This window comes from Sphingosinicella xenopeptidilytica, assembly GCF_042676985.1.
GTDB lineage: Bacteria > Pseudomonadota > Alphaproteobacteria > Sphingomonadales > Sphingomonadaceae > Sphingosinicella > Sphingosinicella xenopeptidilytica.
Genome location: NZ_JBHTIK010000015.1, coordinates 110,375 through 128,368, shown reverse-complemented (window position 1 = coordinate 128,368; position 17,994 = coordinate 110,375). Strand labels below are relative to the sequence as shown.

General features: G+C 66.7%; 16 protein-coding genes and 1 pseudogene. 7 read left to right on the top strand and 10 right to left on the bottom strand.

Annotation, left to right across the window (positions count from 1 at the left end):
• The 6 genes from ACFQ00_RS17380 to ACFQ00_RS17355 form a co-directional block, all read right to left on the bottom strand.
• The gene (locus tag ACFQ00_RS17380) at positions 1–606 is read right to left on the bottom strand and encodes a GNAT family N-acetyltransferase (protein ID WP_381493816.1); all 606 of its coding nucleotides are present in this window, start codon (positions 604–606) and stop codon (positions 1–3) included.
• Positions 603–1,283, bottom strand: a complete 681-nt coding sequence (locus ACFQ00_RS17375; RefSeq protein ID WP_381493813.1) for an ABC transporter ATP-binding protein — start codon at positions 1,281–1,283, stop codon at positions 603–605. Before ACFQ00_RS17375 ends, ACFQ00_RS17380 begins: the two co-directional genes overlap by 4 nt.
• Positions 1,276–2,523 carry a lipoprotein-releasing ABC transporter permease subunit gene (locus tag ACFQ00_RS17370; RefSeq protein WP_381493810.1) on the bottom strand — a complete coding sequence of 416 codons (1,248 nt, stop codon included), beginning with the start codon at positions 2,521–2,523 and terminating at the stop codon, positions 1,276–1,278. Before ACFQ00_RS17370 ends, ACFQ00_RS17375 begins: the two co-directional genes overlap by 8 nt.
• Positions 2,520–3,809, bottom strand: coding sequence for a proline--tRNA ligase (gene proS, locus ACFQ00_RS17365; RefSeq protein WP_381493808.1), 1,290 nt, complete (start codon positions 3,807–3,809; stop codon positions 2,520–2,522). The genes ACFQ00_RS17370 and proS overlap by 4 nt, the downstream gene beginning before the upstream one ends.
• 362 nt (positions 3,810–4,171) lie before the next feature.
• Complete coding sequence (locus tag ACFQ00_RS17360; RefSeq protein WP_381493805.1) at positions 4,172–5,227, bottom strand: alpha/beta hydrolase; 1,056 nt, start codon at positions 5,225–5,227, stop codon at positions 4,172–4,174.
• A 67-nt stretch (positions 5,228–5,294) separates the two neighbouring features.
• Entirely contained in the window at positions 5,295–6,182 is an 888-nt protein-coding gene (locus ACFQ00_RS17355) for an AraC family transcriptional regulator (RefSeq protein ID WP_381493802.1), read from the bottom strand.
• Between the two features lie 135 nt (positions 6,183–6,317).
• Here ACFQ00_RS17355 and ACFQ00_RS17350 point away from each other — a divergent pair, with 135 nt between their 5' ends.
• Complete coding sequence (locus ACFQ00_RS17350) at positions 6,318–7,073, top strand: SDR family oxidoreductase (protein ID WP_381493799.1); 756 nt, start codon at positions 6,318–6,320, stop codon at positions 7,071–7,073.
• A gap of 44 nt (positions 7,074–7,117) precedes the next feature.
• On the opposite strand, the gene ACFQ00_RS17345 is transcribed toward ACFQ00_RS17350, so the two are convergent.
• Entirely contained in the window at positions 7,118–8,749 is a 1,632-nt protein-coding gene (locus ACFQ00_RS17345) for a CTP synthase (RefSeq protein ID WP_381493796.1), read from the bottom strand.
• A gap of 81 nt (positions 8,750–8,830) precedes the next feature.
• Complete coding sequence (secG, locus tag ACFQ00_RS17340) at positions 8,831–9,235, bottom strand: preprotein translocase subunit SecG (RefSeq protein WP_381493793.1); 405 nt, start codon at positions 9,233–9,235, stop codon at positions 8,831–8,833.
• Between the two features lie 113 nt (positions 9,236–9,348).
• On the opposite strand from secG, the pseudogene ACFQ00_RS17335 reads away from it, so the two are divergent.
• Positions 9,349–10,190 (top strand): annotated as a pseudogene (locus tag ACFQ00_RS17335) (methyltransferase domain-containing protein).
• Here ACFQ00_RS17335 and ACFQ00_RS17330 read toward each other — a convergent pair.
• Both ACFQ00_RS17330 and tpiA read right to left on the bottom strand, forming a co-directional pair.
• A complete protein-coding gene (locus ACFQ00_RS17330; RefSeq protein ID WP_381493790.1) occupies positions 10,187–11,242 on the bottom strand; it encodes a phospholipase A in 1,056 nt (351 codons plus the stop codon). The pseudogene ACFQ00_RS17335 and the gene ACFQ00_RS17330 overlap by 4 nt on opposite strands.
• Before the next feature lie 3 nt (positions 11,243–11,245).
• A complete protein-coding gene (gene tpiA, locus ACFQ00_RS17325) occupies positions 11,246–11,989 on the bottom strand; it encodes a triose-phosphate isomerase (protein ID WP_381493785.1) in 744 nt (247 codons plus the stop codon).
• Positions 11,990–12,133: 144 nt separating this feature from the next.
• Here tpiA and ACFQ00_RS17320 point away from each other — a divergent pair, with 144 nt between their 5' ends.
• The 5 genes from ACFQ00_RS17320 to trpC are packed head-to-tail and all read left to right on the top strand — an operon-like array spanning position 12,134 to position 17,991.
• Positions 12,134–14,062, top strand: a complete 1,929-nt coding sequence (locus ACFQ00_RS17320) for a SurA N-terminal domain-containing protein (RefSeq protein ID WP_381493782.1) — start codon at positions 12,134–12,136, stop codon at positions 14,060–14,062.
• A gap of 10 nt (positions 14,063–14,072) precedes the next feature.
• Positions 14,073–15,581 (top strand): anthranilate synthase component I, encoded by a 1,509-nt coding sequence (gene trpE, locus ACFQ00_RS17315; RefSeq protein ID WP_381493779.1) that lies wholly within the window; start codon positions 14,073–14,075, stop codon positions 15,579–15,581.
• A 39-nt stretch (positions 15,582–15,620) separates the two neighbouring features.
• Positions 15,621–16,214 (top strand): anthranilate synthase component II, encoded by a 594-nt coding sequence (locus tag ACFQ00_RS17310; protein ID WP_381493776.1) that lies wholly within the window; start codon positions 15,621–15,623, stop codon positions 16,212–16,214.
• Positions 16,211–17,200, top strand: a complete 990-nt coding sequence (gene trpD / locus ACFQ00_RS17305; RefSeq protein WP_381493773.1) for an anthranilate phosphoribosyltransferase — start codon at positions 16,211–16,213, stop codon at positions 17,198–17,200. The genes ACFQ00_RS17310 and trpD overlap by 4 nt, the downstream gene beginning before the upstream one ends.
• A complete protein-coding gene (gene trpC / locus ACFQ00_RS17300; RefSeq protein WP_381493770.1) occupies positions 17,197–17,991 on the top strand; it encodes an indole-3-glycerol phosphate synthase TrpC in 795 nt (264 codons plus the stop codon). The genes trpD and trpC overlap by 4 nt, the downstream gene beginning before the upstream one ends.
• The last annotated feature ends 3 nt before the right edge of the window (positions 17,992–17,994 follow it).

Sequence of the window (17,994 nt, the reverse complement as noted above, 5' to 3'; positions counted from 1 at the left end):
CTATTGTGGCGCAGGCTCCCGATGCCGGGAAAGCAGGAATTCGAGATTCTGCTTCACGCCCGCCCATTCGGTGGCGATGATGCTGTAGCAGACGATGTCGCGGATGCGGCCGTCCACCGCGATCTGGTGATTGCGCAATACCCCGTCCCGCTTGGCGCCGAGCCGTTCGATCGCGCGCTGCGAGGCGCGGTTCAGCCAGTCCGTGCGGATCTGGACGACGTTGCAGCCCATCACCTCGAACGCGTGGCCGAGCAGCAGCAGCTTGCATTCCGTGTTCACCGGGGAACGCTGCACCGACGCTGCATAGAAGGTCGCGCCGATTTCGAGCCGGCGATGCGCTTCGTTCATGCGCAGGTAGCGCGTGGCGCCGACGATGCGCCCATCCGCCTCGACCACGAACGGCATCGATCGCCCCGCCGCCTTTTCAGCGAGGGCCGTATCGAGCCAGCCCTTCACGTCATCGGGCGAAGGCACGCGCGTGAAGAACAATTCCCAGAGCCGGCCATCGCGCGACACCTCGGCGATGCTGTCCGCATGTGCCGGTTCGAGCGGCAGAAGCCGGGCGTGCTGTCCTTCGAGGCGGGGCTGATCCTGCCACGCGTTCATCGCGTTTCCACCAGTTGCCCCTCGTGCAGCTCGACCGTCCGGTCCATCTGCTTTGCGAGCTGCGTGTTGTGCGTGGCAATGAGCGCCGCGGAATTGTGGCTGCGCACGACACGCAGGAACTCGGCGAGCACGCGCTGCGCGGTCGCCTCGTCGAGATTGCCGGTGGGCTCGTCGGCGAGCACCAGCACGGGCTCGTTCGCGAGCGCGCGGGCCACCGCGACGCGCTGCTGCTCGCCGCCCGAAAGCTGCGAAGGTCGGTGATCGAGGCGCTGGCCGAGGCCGAGATCGGTGAGCAGCGACTTCGCCTTGTCCGCCGCCGCGCGCGGATCGCGGCCCGCGATGAGCTGCGGCAGCACGACGTTTTCGAGCGCGTTGAAGTCCGGCAGCAGGTGGTGGAACTGGTAGACGAAGCCGAGCTTGTCGCGGCGCACCTCGGTGCGTTCGTGCGCGGAGAGCTTTTCGGCGGGGCGGCCGTCGATGACGATCGAACCGTCGAAACCGCCTTCAAGGAGGCCGATCGCCTGCAGCATCGTCGATTTGCCGGAGCCGGACGGGCCGAGCAGCGCGACGATCTCGCCGGGTCCGACGCTGAGATCGACGCCGCGCAAGACCTCGATCACCGCGCCGCCCTGGCTGAAGCTGCGCGCGAGGCCTTTGACGGCAAGCACGTCACTCATAGCGCAGCACCTGCACGGGATCAGTGCTCGCGGCCTTCCACGCCGGATAGATCGTCGCGAGGAAGCTCAGCACCAGCGCCAGCGTGACGATGGCGGTGACCTCGACCATGTCGGTCTTCGCGGGGAGTTCGGTGAGGTAGCGGATGCGTGGATCCCAGAGGTCGACGCCGGTGATCTTGGAAACGCCGAGCACGATGTTCTGCCTGTAGTGCAGGAACAGGAAGCCGAGCGCCATGCCGAGCAGGATGCCCGCAGACCCTATCAGCGTGCCGACGGTGACGAAGATGCGCATCATCGCCGCGCGGCTCGCACCCATCGTGCGCAGGATCGCGATGTCGCGCGTCTTGGCGCGCACGAGCATGATGAGGCTGGTGAGGATGTTGAACACCGCGACGAGGATGATGAAGCCGACGACGACGAACATCACCGTGCGCTCCACCGAAAGCGCCTCGAACAGCACGCCGTTCATCTGCCGCCAGTCGATGATGATGCCGCGCCCGGTAAGCGCTGGGACGAGCGGCTGGAGGATGCGGTCGGCGCGGTCGGCATCGGTCGTCGTCAGCGTGATCATGCCGATGTCGTCGCCCATGCGCAGGAACGTCTGCGCACGGTCCAGCGGCATCAGCACGAAGGCCTTGTCGTAATCGAAGATGCCGACCTCGAACACGGCGGCGATCTGATAGGGGACGATGCGCGGGGTCGTGCCGAAGGGCGTCACCTGCCCGTCGGGCGAGATCAGGCTGATCGTGTCCCCCACCCCGGCACCGAGCGATTCGGAGAGGCGCGCGCCGATCGCGACGAAATTGCCTTCGAGCGCGAGGTCTTCGAGGCGTCCGGTCTTCACATTGTCGGCAACGAGCTTGAGGTTCCGAATGTCGTCCATCTGCATGCCGCGCAGGAGGACGCCCTCGGCGCGGCTCTTGTAGGAGCCGATGAGCGGCTGTTCGATGATCGGCTCGGCCTGGACGACGCCCGGCGTTGCGCGCGCCTGCGCAAGCAGCGGTTGCCAGTCCGGCAGGCGGCCGCCGTAGCCCTGCACCACCGCGTGGCCGTTCAGCCCGAGGATGCGGTCGAAAAGTTCGGCGCGGAAACCGTTCATCACCGACATCACCGCGATCAGCGCGGCGACACCAAGCGCGACGGCAACGAGGCTGATCGATGCGACGAGGAAGATGAAGCCCTCACCCCGCCCCGGCAGCAGATAGCGCCGGGCGATCATGCGCTCGTAGCGGGAGATCATCCCGCGAGCTTCTCCAGCGCGGCCTCGACGGAGAGCTCGTGGCGCTCGCCAGTCTTGCGGTGCTTGAGCTCGACGACACCGGCGCTAACGCCCTTCGGCCCGACGACGAGCTGCCACGGGATACCGATAAGGTCCATGCCCGCGAACTTGGCGCCACCGCGCTCGTCGCGGTCGTCGTAAAGCGTCTCGATGCCCGCGCGCTGGAGCTTTGCGTAGAGATCGTCTGCCGCCACATCGCAGGCGGCATCGCCGCTCCGCAGGTTGATGAGGCCGACCTTGAACGGCGCGATCGCCTCCGGCCAGATGATGCCGTCCTCGTCGTGGCACGCCTCGATCACCGCACCGACGAGGCGCGACACGCCGACGCCGTAGCTGCCCATCTGCGGGGTGACCGGCTTGCCGTCCTGCCCCTGCACACTGAGGCCCATCGCGGCCGAATATTTGGTGCCGAAGAAGAAGATGTGTCCGACCTCGATGCCGCGGCGGCTGAGCAGACGCTCCGCCGGAACCGGGCAGTTCGTCACCTTCTCGTGCTCTTCGGCTTCCATCGCGTAGATCGAGGAGAGCTTGGAGACGGCCTCGGGATCGGTGACGTCAACGTCCTCGATCGCCGAATCGTAGAAAATCTCACTCTCGCCCGTCTCGGCGAGGATGTGGAACTCGTGGCTCATGTCGCCACCGATCGGCCCCGTGGGCGCGCGCACCGGCACAGCCTTGAGCCCCATTGCCGCGAACGTGCGCAGATACGCCTCGAACATGGCGTTGTACGAAACCTTGCCGCCCGCCTCGTCGAGATCGAAGCTGTAGGCATCCTTCATCAGGAACTCGCGGCCACGCATCACGCCGAAGCGGGGGCGCACCTCGTCGCGGAACTTCCACTGGATGTGATAAAGCGTGCGCGGCAGATCGCGGTAGCTGCGCACGGAATCGCGGAACAGCGCCGTGATCATCTCCTCGTTGGTCGGCCCGTAGAGCATTTCGCGCTCGTGCCGGTCCTTGAAGCGGAGCATCTCCGGCCCATAGGCATCATAGCGCCCGGACTGGCGCCAGAGGTCCGCCGACTGGATGGTCGGCATCAGCAGCTCGATGGCGCCCGCGCGGTCCTGCTCGCGGCGGACGACGTCGGCGATCTTGTCGAGCACGCGGAGGCCGACCGGCAGCCAGGCGTAGATGCCGGCCGAGGTCTGGCGCACGAGACCGGCCCGCAGCATCAGCTGATGGCTGACGATCTGCGCGTCGGTGGGGGTTTCCTTGAGGAGCGGAAGAAAATAACGGGAAAGGCGCATAGTGCGCGCTGTCTAGCATGGGCGGGCGCGCAAGCAACTGCCCAATCCGCGATCCCCTGCCGTGGCCCGTTACGCAGCCGCACCGAGCCGCATTGTTGCATCATATCCACACCCCTGGAAATTAATGTGCGTGGGGCGTGACACTCTCTTGTCGGGATGCCCACCCGCACCGTAACACTCTCGCCATCTGATCCGGTATCGCCTGTGGGAGGGCACCAGGGTTGGGGGAGGACGCGCGACGCAGCGAATGACGGCGCGCTAGCAAGATTGGGCTCCGATGGGGGAACAGAGGACCCAAATCTTCGCGGGAGTTAAATGACTCGTCACGAGAGCGCCCGGGCCGGAAACGACCCGGGCGCTTTTCATTTGTGGCCACTTTCAGCCGCCCGCGGCGAATCCGCCTGTTCGGCAGGCTGTTGCGGCGGCGCATCGCGCATGACGCCGCCGAGCCACGCGGCCGAACGCCGCAGAGCCAGCTGTCCCGCCGCCGTATCCAGATCGAATTGGTACTCGTGCGCGAGCGGCGGCGTGTAGGCATCGGGAAAGAACAGCGTTTCCACCTTGCCGCCTTTTGCACGGAGCGCCTCCGCCAGTTGTACGGACTGGGGACGCAGCGGATCGGCGTTGCCGACCGAGATGAACGCGGGCGGGAACGCGGGCGTGACGTGCTGCGCAACCGACATCAGCGCAAAAGCCGGGTCGCTGCGGAAATCCCGCGAGCCGCTGTACGCCCACACCACCGTATGCAGGAAAGTGCCGAAGGGACCGTCGAAGTTCACCTTGCCGACGTCATAAGGCCCGCAATAGAGCAACACACCGCGCAGCGGCGCGGGAAGCGGCGAAGGCGTGATGCCGACGGCATCCGCATAATCGGCTGAGGTCACGATACCCGCGAGCTGCACCGCAAGCTGCGCGCCCGCCGAATCGCCGGCCAGTACGATGCGTGTGGGATCGAGGCCATACCGCGCCCCTTCCCGCACCACGAAGCCGAGCGCTGCATTCGCTTGCCGCACCGGGGTTGGATAGGTCGCGCCGGGCGCGATCGAATAGCCGATGTTGACGACGCTGTAGCCTCTGGCGGCGAGGATTTTCAGGTAGTTGGTGAGGTCCGACTTATCGCCCGAAACCCATGCCCCGCCGTGAATCCAGAGAATCACGGGAAACGGCCCCTTGCCGCTTGAAGGTAGGTGAATGTCGAGCCTCGCATCGGGATCGCCCGGTGCGTAGGCGATGTCGTTCAGCGAGCGGACGTTCGCGGGCAAGTGCTTTTCAAGCTTTGCCGATGCCGCGCGCGCGCCGGCATCGAAGATTTGCCGGATGACGAGCACGCCCGGCCATGGACTGAGCCACGCCGCCGCGAAAACAAGCACGACAAGCACCGCCAGCGCGGCCGCCAACCGCTTGATCCACCGCCCCATGGCCGCGATCCTCCCACCCTGTCCGCGCGAATGTTACCACGAATGCAGGCGCAGGTATTCGCGCGCTTCAGGCAGCGCGGGCGCTCTCACGCGCAACCCGCGTGTCTCGCACCGGGGGCAGACCGAACAGGCGGGCATATTCGCGCGTGAACTGCGGCACGCTCTCGTAGCCGACGGAGAATGCCACGTGCACGGCGTTCAGCCCTTCCGAAAGCATCAGCCGCTTCGCTTCGATGAGGCGCAGCTGCTTCTGGAATTGCAGCGGCGAGAGTGAGGTGATCGCCTTGAAATGATGATGGAACGACGACGGGCTCATGCCGGCGGCAGCGGCCAGACGCTCTACGGGAACGGTCTCGGCGTACGCCTCGCGCAGCACGGCAACGGCGCGTGCGATCCGCCTTGCGTGGCCATCGGGCCAGCCGAGTTGCCGGATGGCGGGCCCATGTCGCCCGGCGAGCAACCAATAGTGCATCTCCCGCCGCAGCTGCGCCTGGAGCACCGGCAGCGCTTGTGGGCGATCCAGCAGCCGCATCAAACGAAGCGCGGCGTCGGCGACCTCCCCGTCCGTCGTATCGACGCGCACGGGCGCGGTATCGGAAACAAGCGCAGGCTTCATTTCCGCCGCGAGCTCTGCAATCAGCGCGAGGTCCAACTCCAGCACCAGCGAATAGTAAGGCGCGGCAAGGCTCGCCCGCGTGATCTGGCTGACGGTCGGCACGTCCGCCGTCACCAGCAGCGAATCCCCCGCGGAGAAAGTGAAGGCCCGCGTTCCCATCGTGACCTGCTTGCCGCCTTGCACCAGAAGGCAGACGAGCGGACGGTAGACGTCGTGAAGGAGTCCGCTCGGCGTGGTCGCGCGCACGGCGAACAGGCCGGGGATCGGAGTCGGCGCGAAACCGAGCGGGTCGGCATGGGCGTCCGCGTGGCGCCGGACAGCTTCGAGGAGCGTGGTCATGAGAGACGCAATAGCCGCTTTCCACCTGAAATGCATCTCCTTTGGAGGATCAGGCAAGACACTCCGAGCTTCCGGCAACACGGGGATGCCCGCGGCGCCTATACATCAAGCAACACGAACCCAAGGAGAATGGCCATGACAAAGATCACACTCGTAACCGGTTCCAGCCGCGGCCTTGGTCGCAATACGGCGCTCAGCATCGCGCGCCGCGGCGGCGATGTCGTGCTCACCTATCACAGCCGCAGCGACGAAGCGGACCGCGCCGTTGCGGAGATTCAGGCAATGGGCCGCAAGGCTGTGGCGCTGCAGCTCGACACCGGCGATGTCGCGGCCTTCGCTGGCTTCGCGGACCGGCTGCGTACGGCGCTGCGCGGCACGTGGCAGCGGGAGACGTTCGATCATCTGGTGAACAACGCCGGGCACGGCGAATACGCGCCGATCGCCGAGACCACCGAGGCGCAGTTCGACGGTCTCGTCAACGTGCACCTGAAGGGCGTGTTTTTCCTCACACAGGCGCTGCTGCCGCTGATCGCCGACGGCGGCCGGATCGTGAACATCTCGAGCGGCCTCACGCGCTTCGCCTACCCCGGCTACGCGGCCTATGCGGCAATGAAAGGCGCGGTCGAGGTGTTGACGCTCTACATGGCGAAGGAATTCGGTGCGCGTGGGATCGCGGTCAACACCGTGGCGCCGGGCGCGATCGAGACCGATTTTGGCGGCGGCGCGGTGCGCGACAACGCCGAGATCAACAAGGGCCTCGCCGATATCACCGCGCTCGGCCGTGTCGGCGTGCCGGACGATATCGGGCCGATGATCGCGAACCTGCTTTCCGAGGACAACCGCTGGGTGAACGCGCAGCGGATCGAGGTCTCGGGCGGTCAGGCGATTTAGGTTTTCCGTTTGCACCCTCTCCTCGGCGGGGAGGGGGTGCAGGGTCAGACGAGGCGGCTCTGCTTGAGCGCGGCCGCGATGAAGCTGGCGAACAGCGGATGCGGGTCGAACGGCTTAGATTTCAGTTCCGGATGGAACTGCACGCCGATGAACCATGGGTGTTCGGGCCGTTCGACGATCTCGGGAAGCTCGCCGTCCGGCGACATGCCGGAGAAGACGAGACCGCCCTTTTCGAGTGCATCCTTGTAGTGGATGTTCACCTCGTAGCGGTGACGGTGGCGTTCGGAGATGTCGGTGGCGCCGTAGACGCTGCCGACGACGCTGTTCGCACCGAGCTTCGCCGGGAACGCGCCGAGGCGCATCGTGCCGCCGAGGTCGCCGCCCACCTCACGCTTCTGGAGGCCTTCTTCGGACATCCACTCGGTGATGAGACCGACGACAGGCTCGTCCGTGGGGCCGAACTCGGTGGTCGACGCGCCCGTGATGCCTGAAAGGTTTCGCGCACCTTCGATACACGCCATCTGCATCCCGAGGCAGATGCCGAAGAACGGCACGCCGCGCTCGCGCGCGAAGGCGACGCTGGCGATCTTGCCCTCGCTGCCGCGCTCGCCGAAACCGCCGGGGACGAGGATGCCGTGCATGGGTTCGAGGAGCTGCGGCTCGGCCCCTTCCCCTTCGAAAAGCTCGGCGTCCAGCCACTTGACGTTGACCTTGACGCGGTTCGCGATGCCGCCGTGGACGAGCGCCTCGTGCAGCGACTTGTACGCGTCCTGGAGGCCGACGTACTTGCCGACGACGCCGATGGTGACTTCGCCTTCCGGATTGTTCAGCCGGTCCATGATGTCGTCCCAGCGGGACAGGTTCGGCGAGGACTCGGCCTCGATGCCGAAAGCGCGCAGCACTTCGCGGTCGAGTCCCTCGGCATGGTACTGGAGCGGCACGGCGTAGATGCTCTTGGCGTCGAGCGCCGGGATCACGGCTTCCTTGCGGACGTTGCAGAACAGCGCGATCTTCGCGCGGTCGCTGTCCGGCACCGGCTTTTCGCAGCGGCAGACGAGCACCTGCGGCTGGATGCCGAGGCTGGTGAGCTCGCGCACGCTGTGCTGCGTCGGCTTCGTCTTCAGCTCGCCCGCCGCCGCGATGAACGGGATCAGCGTGACGTGGACGAAACAGACGTTCTCGGCGCCGATGTCGTTCCGAAGCTGGCGGATCGCCTCGATGAACGGCAGCGATTCGATGTCGCCGACCGTGCCGCCGATCTCGCACAGCACGAAATCGAGGTCTTCGGTGTCGGCGAGCGCGAACGCCTTGATCGCATCCGTCACGTGCGGGATCACCTGCACGGTCGCGCCGAGGAAGTCGCCGCGACGCTCCTTGGCGATGATCTGCTGGTAGATGCGTCCCGAGGTGACGTTGTCGGACTGGCGCGAGGGCACGCCCGTGAACCGCTCGTAGTGGCCGAGATCGAGATCGGTCTCCGCACCGTCGTCGGTGACGTAGACCTCGCCGTGCTGATAGGGCGACATGGTTCCCGGATCGACGTTCAGATACGGGTCGAACTTGCGGATGCGCACCGTGTAGCCGCGCGCCTGCAGGAGCGCGGCGAGGCTCGCCGCCATGAGACCTTTTCCGAGCGAGGAAACCACGCCGCCGGTGATGAAAATGTACCGCGCCATGGGAGAAAACCTATAGGCGAGCAAAGGGATGGACCGCCACCCGATTCGGGGCAGCGGCGGGACTTTTTTCTGTGGATGACTTTATTGCGCGGTCGGAATGTCGTCGCTGGCGGGCGCAGCCGGAAGCGCCATCGGCAGCGCATCATTGGCAGGCGCCGTGCTGCCGGGAAGCGCGGTCGGCAGGCCGTCGGCAGGCGCTGCAGGGGCTTCCGCCGTCGGCACGAGCGAGGTGTCGATCGTGGTCGGCGCCTTGGCGAGGCTGGCCATCACGGCGAGCAGGATGCTGGTACCGAGGAACAGCGTCGCAAGGATGCCGGTCGACTTGGTGAGCAGATTGCCCGCGCCGCGCGCCGTCAGCAGCCCGCCCGGGCCGCCGCCGATACCAAGCGCCCCACCCTCGCTACGCTGCAGCAGAATCACCGCGACAAGCGCGATCGCGATCAGCGAGTGGATGACAAGGACGAAGTGCATCAGCGCGGTGGACATGCGGAACCGATCGTTTCTGGCGAATTTCTGCTGGCCACATAACGACGCGGAGACGCGAGTTCAAGCGCTCCGGGCTCCGCGCGCCGCGATTGACCTTTGCATACGGCGGCGCGATGGGTGGCGGCGTCGCCATGCAGGATACCGGCCATATGGACCCCAAGGATATGATCGAGGCCGCCGCAAGGCTCGGCCCAAGTGTCGATTTCGGCAAGGCTTCATCAGATTACGGCAAGTTCCGGGCCGGTTTCCCGGAAGCGTTCTTCAGCCGCCTCGCCGAACAGATCGCGCTTCGGGCGGGACTGAAAGCGCTCGATATCGGTACAGGCACGGGTACAGTCGCGCGCAGCCTTGCCCGGCGCGGGCTCGATGTCATCGGTGTCGATCCCTCACCCGAATGATGCAGGAAGGCGCGGAGATAGCACGGCGCGAAGGCGTTTCCGTCGATTTCCGCGAAGGCCGTGCCGAAACGCTGGCGTTTACCGACCAGACCTTCGACATCGTCGCTGCCGGACAGTGCTGGCACTGGTTCGAACGCGAGCGTGCCGCCGCAGAAGCCTTCCGCGTGCTGAAGCCCGGCGGACACCTGGTCATTTGCCATTTCGACTGGCTTCCGCTCCGGGGCAACGTTGTCGAGGCAACCGAGCAGCTGATCGTGGAAGCGAATCCGGCATGGGCGCTCGCCGGCGGAACAGGAGTCTATCCGCACTGGCCCGCCGACATGGCGAACGCCGGCTTTACGGGCCTTGAAACCCGGTCGTTCGATATCGCCCAGCCCTACAGCCACGAAGCGTGGCGCGGCCGCATCCGCGCCAGCGCCGGGATCAAGGCCAGCCTCGACGCCGAAGCAACCGCCCGTTTCGACGAGATGCTGGCCTCCACGCTCCGCGCACGTTTTCCGGAAGACCCGCTCGCGGTTCCGCACCGGGTGTGGTGGATCGTGGGTGAAAGGCCCTAGCGGACGATCCCGATGCCGAAGCGCAGGCGGGTGTTGCGCTCGTCGTAGTCGATCAGCGCTTCGCCGTAGCCGGTGTAGAGCTGGCTGTAGAGATAGAGGTTGAGCCCGGTCCAGCGGCGCAGCGAATAGCTCATGTCCACCTCGGCACTGCCGCGCCCGCCTGAAAGGTTGCCTTGTAGAAAGGTACGCAGGCCGAAGCCGTCCTGCTGTTTCAGGTCGATCGTGAGGCCCGTGTAGCCGCGATAGCGGGCGATACGCTCGTTGCCTTCCTTGCTGCCGACATAGGCCCAGAGTCGCGGCGCGGCGGTGAGTGTCCAGCCGTTGCCGAGGCCGAAACCGACCGAGGGCTCCACGTAGAGCGTGTTGTAGCTGCGCGAATCCGCGCCATCCTCGCCGTTCGACTGGTGACGGAGACCCGCCTGGATGCCGAGCATCGGCGCGCCGATGCTGGTCGAGCCCGGTGAGACGGCGCGCAGGAACAGTTCCGGACTGAACGTGATGTCGTACATCGGGATCGACTCTTGGGAGAGATCCCAGAACATGCGCTGCGTGTATCCGAAATAGAGGCCCGCGCGCCATTCGCGGCTGCCGTCTCCCGTTGTGAACTCACGCGGCTGGTGGCCGAAGAGGCGGTAGCGGAAGCTGAGCTGGAGCTTTGCGTCCGACGGGTTCGCGCCGACGAGCGCGTACATCGGCTCGTAGGTTTCGAAACGGCCGAGGCCGGTCGATTCAGCCTCCTGTGGCGTGGCCGTGGAGGCCGCGACAGCAACCTGCGGCGCGGGGGCTGCCGGCACGGAAGCGAGACGGTAGGTGACGCGCGCGAAGCCGCCGGGGGTAATCTCGGCAGGCGCCGGGCCTTCCAGTGCAGCCTCGCCCTCCGCCAAGGTGATCGTCTTCGGTGCGTCGAGCTTCGCGGCCTCTGCGCCGTCGTTGAGGAAGATCACCTCGAACGTGCCGGTGCGCGGTGCATTCGCCTCCGGCACCACGAGCCGCACCTCCGCCGCTGCCGGCAGGGAGACCAGCATCACGGCGGCGAAAGCTGCGGCGCGCACGCGTCAGGCCGCAGCGATGATGGGCAGGAAGTCCGCGGCCTTGAGGCTGGCGCCGCCGACGAGCGCACCGCCGACCTCGGGCACCGCGAACAGCTCGGCGGCGTTCGAGGGCTTCACCGAGCCGCCGTAGAGGATGAGGATGCGGCGGCCGTCTTCGCCGTAGCGGGCGACGAGGCGCGCGCGGATGGCATTGTGCATCTCGTCGACATCGCCCGCGAGCGGCGTGCGGCCCGTACCGATCGCCCAAACGGGCTCATAGGCGATGACGACGCTTGCCGGGTCCGCATCCGGAAGCGAGCCGTCGATTTGCGCCGCGACGACGTCGAGGTGGCGCGCGGCGTCACGCTCGGCTTCCGTTTCGCCGACGCAGATGATCGCGCGCAGGCCCGCGACGATCGCGGCAGTGGCTTTCAGCTTCACGACCGCGTCGGTCTCGCCGTTGTCGGTGCGGCGCTCGCTGTGACCGACGATCACGAAGTCGCAGCCGAGATCGGCAAGCATTGGCGCGGCGATGCAGCCGGTGTGCGCGCCCGAGGGGTTCGCGTGGCAATCCTGCCCGCCGAGCTGTAAACGCGTGCCTGCCGCTGCGCCCCTTGCCAGGGCGAGGAGCGTAAACGGCGGTGCAATGGCAACTTCGACGCGGGAAGGCGCGGAATCGGCCGCGCGCGCGATCGCTTCCACCTCGACAAGCGCAGCCTTCAGGCCGTTCATTTTCCAGTTGCCCGCAACCAGCATCGGCTTTTCCATCAAACTCTCCATGTGCATTTGCGGTAGGCCTTAGCAACGCACGCACAGGCAAGCCAAGGGCGCGCTTGCCGCGCCTGCCGCAGCTACCTATAAACCGGGCGCTATTTTCAATGCTGAACGCGCGCGAAAGACCAAAGGCTCCCGATGATCAGTTTCTTCCGCAAGGCCCTCTCTTCCTGGATCGTCCTTGCCCTTCTCGGGCTGGTGCTCGTCGCCTTCATCGTCACCGGTATCGGTGATCCGTTCGGCGGCGGCCCGGCGGCGAACGCAGTGGCCAAGGTTGCGGGAGAGGATGTCACCGACACGCAGCTCTCCAGCCAGTTCGACCGGCAGCTTGCGACGATCCGGCAGGAACAGCCGGGCATCACCGCGGCGCAGGCCGTGCGCGGCGGCATGTTGGAAGGCGTGCTCGAACGCCTGATCGGCTCGCAGGCACTCACCGCGATGGGTGAAAAGCTGGGCCTTGGGCCGAGCAAGCGGCAGGTGGATGCCGAAATCGCATCGATCGCCGCGTTCCGCGGCCCCGACGGGCGCTTCTCCGAGGATGTGTTCCGTCAGGCGATCGGCACTCAGGGGCTGACCGAAGACATGGTGCGCCGCGAAATCGGCGGCGACGTCGTGCGCCGCCAGTTGCTTGGCCTCGTCGATTCGATCCCGATGACGCCGCGCAAGCTCGCCGAGCCCTTTACGGCGCTCCAGCTCGAGCAGCGCACGCTCGAACTCGGCGCGATCCCGGCGCAGTCCTTCCCCGTCCCGACGCTCAGCGACGCGGATCTTGAAGCCTTCTACAAAAAGAACATCGCCAACTACACGGTGCCGGAACGCCGCCGCATCACCTACGCGCTGATCGACAGCGCCGAGATCGCGAAGACGGTGAAGGTGACCGACGCCGCGCTCGCCGACTACTACAAGCGCCACGCCAGCGAATTCGCCGCGAGCGAGACACGGACGCTGCGTCAAGTGGTGGTGCAGGACAAGGCCCAGGCCGACACGATCGCAAAGCGCGTGAATGCCGGTGAAGACTTCGCCGCTGTCGCGAAGGATGTGGCGGGCTACGGCGAAACCGACATTGAACTCGGCACGCTTTCGAAGAGTGCGCTTGCCGACCAGACCGCGGACGCCGTGGCGGACGCTGCGTTCAAGGCTGCATCCGGCAAGGTCGCCGGACCGGTGCAAAGCGAATTCGGCTGGCATGTCGTGCATGTCGATGCCGTCGTGACGAAGCCCGCGCGCACGCTCGCTGAAGTGAAGGACGAAATCCGCCCTGCGGTGGAGACCGAACTCGCTGCGAACGCTGTCGCCGATATCGTCGAGAAGGCTGACGACGCGCTTGCGGAAGGCGCCAGCGTCGCGGAAGCGGCGAAAGATCTCGGCCTCACCGTGGTCCGCATTCCGCCGGTGACGAGCGAGGGGCTGACGCTCGGCGAATCCGGCCTGCAGCTCGACCAGCGCATCCGCCCGCTCATCGAGCGCGCGTTCGCCACGGAAGAGAACGACGAGCCGACGGTCGAGGACGTTTCCGAGACGCTGCACGCGCTCATGGACGTGGAAGAGGTCGTGCCGCCGACGCCGGTGCCGCTCGCCGAGATCAAGCCGCAGATCACCGCCGCGCTCACCTTCGAGCGCCGGATGGCTGCCGCGAAGGCGGTTGCCGACAAGATCGTCGCGGGCCTCAAGGCCGGGAAGCCGCTCGCCGCACTGCTCGCGGAAAACAAGCTGCCGCCCGCGCAGAGCTTCACCGCACGCCGTATCGAGATCGCGGCACGCCGCGAGCCTGTGCCGCCGCCGATCAGCCTTGGCTTCGCGCTTGCCAAGGGCGATGCGCGGGCGCTCGCACAGCCGCGCAACGGCGCCTGGTTCGTCGTGCACGTGGCCGATGTGAAGCCGGGCAACCTCGCAGAAGCGCCCGCCTTCCTCGACCAGATGCGTTCGCAGATGCAGACCGCCGCGACGAACGAGTATGCCCAGAATTTCGTGGCTGCGATCATGTCCAATGTCGGCGTCAAGCGGAACGACAAAGCCCTCGAACGCCTGAAGCAGCGCTATCTGGGCACCGCCGACCAGCCCGATTGATCGGCGCCCGATGATCCATCCTGAAGCCGCGGACTTCGCGCGGGTTTACGAGGCCGGAAGACCGCAACTCGTCTGGACGCGGCGCATCGCCGATACGGAGACCCCGGTTTCCGCGATGCTCAAGCTCGGCAAGGCGGGATCGGGCGCGTTCGTGCTCGAATCCGTGGAAGGTGGAACGGTGCGCGGGCGCTATTCGCTGCTCGGCTTCGCGCCCGATCTTGTGTTCCGGGTTCGCGGTCGGCAGGCGGAGGTCAACGCCCGCTTCGCCTCCACGCCCGATGCATTCACGCCCGTGGACGCCGCGCCGCTCGATGCGCTGCGCGATCTCGTCGCCGGGTGCCGGATGGACTTGCCGGCGGATTTGCCGCCGGCCTTCGCCTGTCTTGTCGGCTACATGGGCTATGAGACGATCGGGCTCGTTGAACCGGTGCCGACGCCGGAGAATGATCCGCTCGGACTTCCCGACATGCTGTTCGTGCGCCCATCGCTGCTGATGGCGTTCGACCGGCTGAAGGACGAGCTTTTCATCGCCGCGCCGGTGTTCCCGAACGCCCTTTCGGCAAGCGAGGCACTTGCAGCGGCGATCGAACGGATCGAGACCGCAGAGGCACGGCTTGCGGGCGCATTGCCGCAGACTGCCCGCGAAACCGCCCTGCCCGCCGCTGCCGATGTGACGCACCACACTGACCCGACGCGCTATGCCGAAATGGTGCAGCGCGCGCAGGACTATATCGTTGCGGGCGACATCTTTCAGGTGGTGCTGGCGCAGCGCTTCTCGATCCCGTTCGCGCTGCCGCCGTTCAGCCTCTACCGCTCGCTGCGGCGCATCAATCCCTCGCCGTTCCTCTACATGCTCGACCTGCCGGGTTTCGCGCTGATCGGCTCCAGCCCCGAAATCCTTGTGCGCGTGCGCGAAGGTGAAGTGACGGTGCGCCCGATCGCGGGCACCCGCCCGCGCGGCGCGAACGCTGTGGAGGACGCCGCGAACCGCGACAGCCTGCTCGCCGACCCCAAGGAACTCGCCGAGCACCTGATGCTGCTCGACCTCGGCCGCAACGATGTCGGCCGCGTGGCGTCGGAAGGCAGCGTTTCGGTGACGGAGCGCAACACGGTCGAGTTCTACAGCCACGTGATGCACATCGTTTCCAACGTGCGCGGCGACCTCGCCAAGGACAAGGACGCCATCGACGCGCTGATGGCGGGCTTCCCGGCGGGTACGGTCTCGGGCGCGCCCAAGGTTCGCGCCATGCAGATCATCGCTGAGCTGGAGGGCGAAAAGCGCGGCGCCTATGCGGGCGGCGTCGGTTACTTCTCGCCCGACGGATCGATGGATAGCTGCATCGTGCTGCGTACGGCGGTCGTGAAGGACGGCACCATGCACATCCAGGCGGGCGCGGGCATCGTCGCGGACTCAACCCCCGCTTACGAGCAGCGGGAGTGCGAGGCCAAATCGGGCGCGCTGATCGCCGCCGCGCGCGACGCCATCACCCGCGCCGGAGAGTCGGGATACGGGCAATAACTTGCCCTCCCCCGCTCCCTTGATTAGGGCGGTCGCGCCATGATCCTCGTCATCGACAATTACGACAGTTTCACCTGGAACCTCGTCCACTACCTGATGGAGCTGGGCGCAGAAGTGGAGGTCGTGCGCAACGATGCGATCTCCGCCGGGCAGGCGCTTTCGAGCGGGGCGAGCGCGTTCCTGATATCGCCCGGCCCCTGCACACCGAACGAGGCCGGGATCAGCCTCGACATGGTCGCGGCCTGCGCCGATGCCGGAAAACCGCTGCTCGGCGTCTGCCTCGGCCATCAGGCGATCGGCCAGCATTTCGGCGGCAAGGTGGTGCGCGGGCACCTGATGCACGGCAAGACCTCGCCCGTCAGCCACGACGGCACCGGGCTCTTCGCGGGCATCCCCTCGCCGTTCACCGCGACGCGCTATCATTCGCTGATCGTGGAGGACATTCCCGAGAGCCTGATCGTGAATGCGTGGTCGGACGATGAGGCGGTGATGGGCTTCCGCCATGCAAGCCTGCCGATCCACAGCGTGCAGTTCCACCCGGAGAGCATCGCGACCGAACATGGCCACGACATGCTCGCCAATTTCCTGCGGATCGCCGGGATGACCCCGCGGCCGCGCGTTATCGCCCAGTGAGACACCTGCCCGCCACCGGAACGCCGCTTGGCGAGGCGGAGGCGCGCGCGGCATTCGATGCCATCCTGAATGCCGATGTCGAGGACGCGGAGATCGCCCGCTTCCTGACCGGCCTTGCCGAGCGCGGCGAGACCGTCGACGAGATCGTCGCGGCGGCAAGCGTCCTCCGAAGCCGTATGCGCCCTGTGGCGGCGCCCGAAGGCGCCATCGATGTGTGCGGCACGGGCGGCGACGGCGCGCATACGCTCAACATCTCGACCGCGGTCGCCATCGTCGTCGCGTCGTGCGGCGTGCCGGTCGCCAAGCACGGCAACCGCGCGGCGTCTTCGAAATCCGGCGCTGCGGACGTGCTGTCCGCGCTTGGGCTCGACCTCGATCTTGCCTCCGACACGGTGGAGCGATCGCTCGCCGAGATCGGCATCGGCTTTCTGTTCGCCGCGAAACACCATCCGGTGATGGCGCGCGTCGCGGGCGTGCGGCGTGCAATCGGACGGCGGACGATCTTCAACATGATCGGGCCGCTCGCGAACCCTGCGGGGGTGAAGCGGCAACTCGTCGGCGTGCCGGGGGAGCAATGGCTCCTCTCCATCGCCGGGGCGCTGCAGAGGCTTGGCGCCGACGCGGCCATGGTGGTGCACGGCAGCGACGGGCTCGACGAACTGACCGTCACCGGCCCGACGGCCTGCACGCGCCTGATCGCGGGGCGCCTCGAAACCGAAGAGGTGTCGCCCGAAACAGCGGGACTCGCGCGGCACGAACCGCAAGCGATCCGGGGCGGTACGCCCGAGGAGAACGCGTCGGCGATGCTGCGACTTCTGGAAGGCGAACGTGGCGGCTACCGCGACATCGTCTGCCTGAACGCCGCGGGCGCTCTGATCGTCGCGGGCAAGGCGGAGGATTGGGCCGCTGGTGCGGCGATGGCGGCGGCGGCGCTCGACGACGGGCGCGCACGGGCGCTGCTCGAACGCTGGAAGGCCTTTCGATGAGCGACGTGCTGGCGGAAATCTGCGACCACAAGCGCGGTGTCATCGCGGCGCGGAAAAGTGCGCGGCCGATCGGGGAGATCGAGGCGGCGGCGCGCATCGCGGATGCCCCGCGCGGCTTCAAGGCGGCGCTCGATACGGCGAAACAGGAGGGCCGCTTCGGCCTGATCGCCGAGATCAAGAAAGCATCGCCGAGCAAGGGCCTGATCCGCGCGGACTTCGACCCGCCGGCGCTGGCGCGCGCCTACCGCGCGGGCGGGGCTTCGTGCCTCTCGGTGCTCACCGAGGAGCACTGGTTCCAGGGCAGTGATGACAAGCTGATCGCGGCGCGCGGCGCCGTGCCGTTGCCGGTGCTGCGCAAGGACTTCATGGTCGATCCCTATCAGGTCGTGGAAGCGCGGGCGATCGGGGCGGATGCGATCCTCATCATCGTGGCGGCGATCGATATCGGGCTGGCGCAGGAACTGGAGGCCACGGCGTTCGGCTGGGGGATGGATGTTCTTGTCGAGGTGCATGATGCGGATGAGCAGAACACGGCGCTCGCGCACCTGAAATCCCGGCTTCTGGGCGTGAACAATCGCAATCTCAAGACATTGCATGTCGATATTGAGACATCGGCCGCGCTCGCAGGCGGTGTGCCGGCGGACTATACGCTTGTCGGCGAAAGCGGGCTGCGGACGCGTGCGGACCTCAACCGGCTGGCGGGCTTCGGGATCAACAGCTTCCTTGTCGGGGAATCGCTGATGGCGCAGGATGACGTCACCGCTGCGACGAAGCGGCTGCTGGAGGGCTGATTC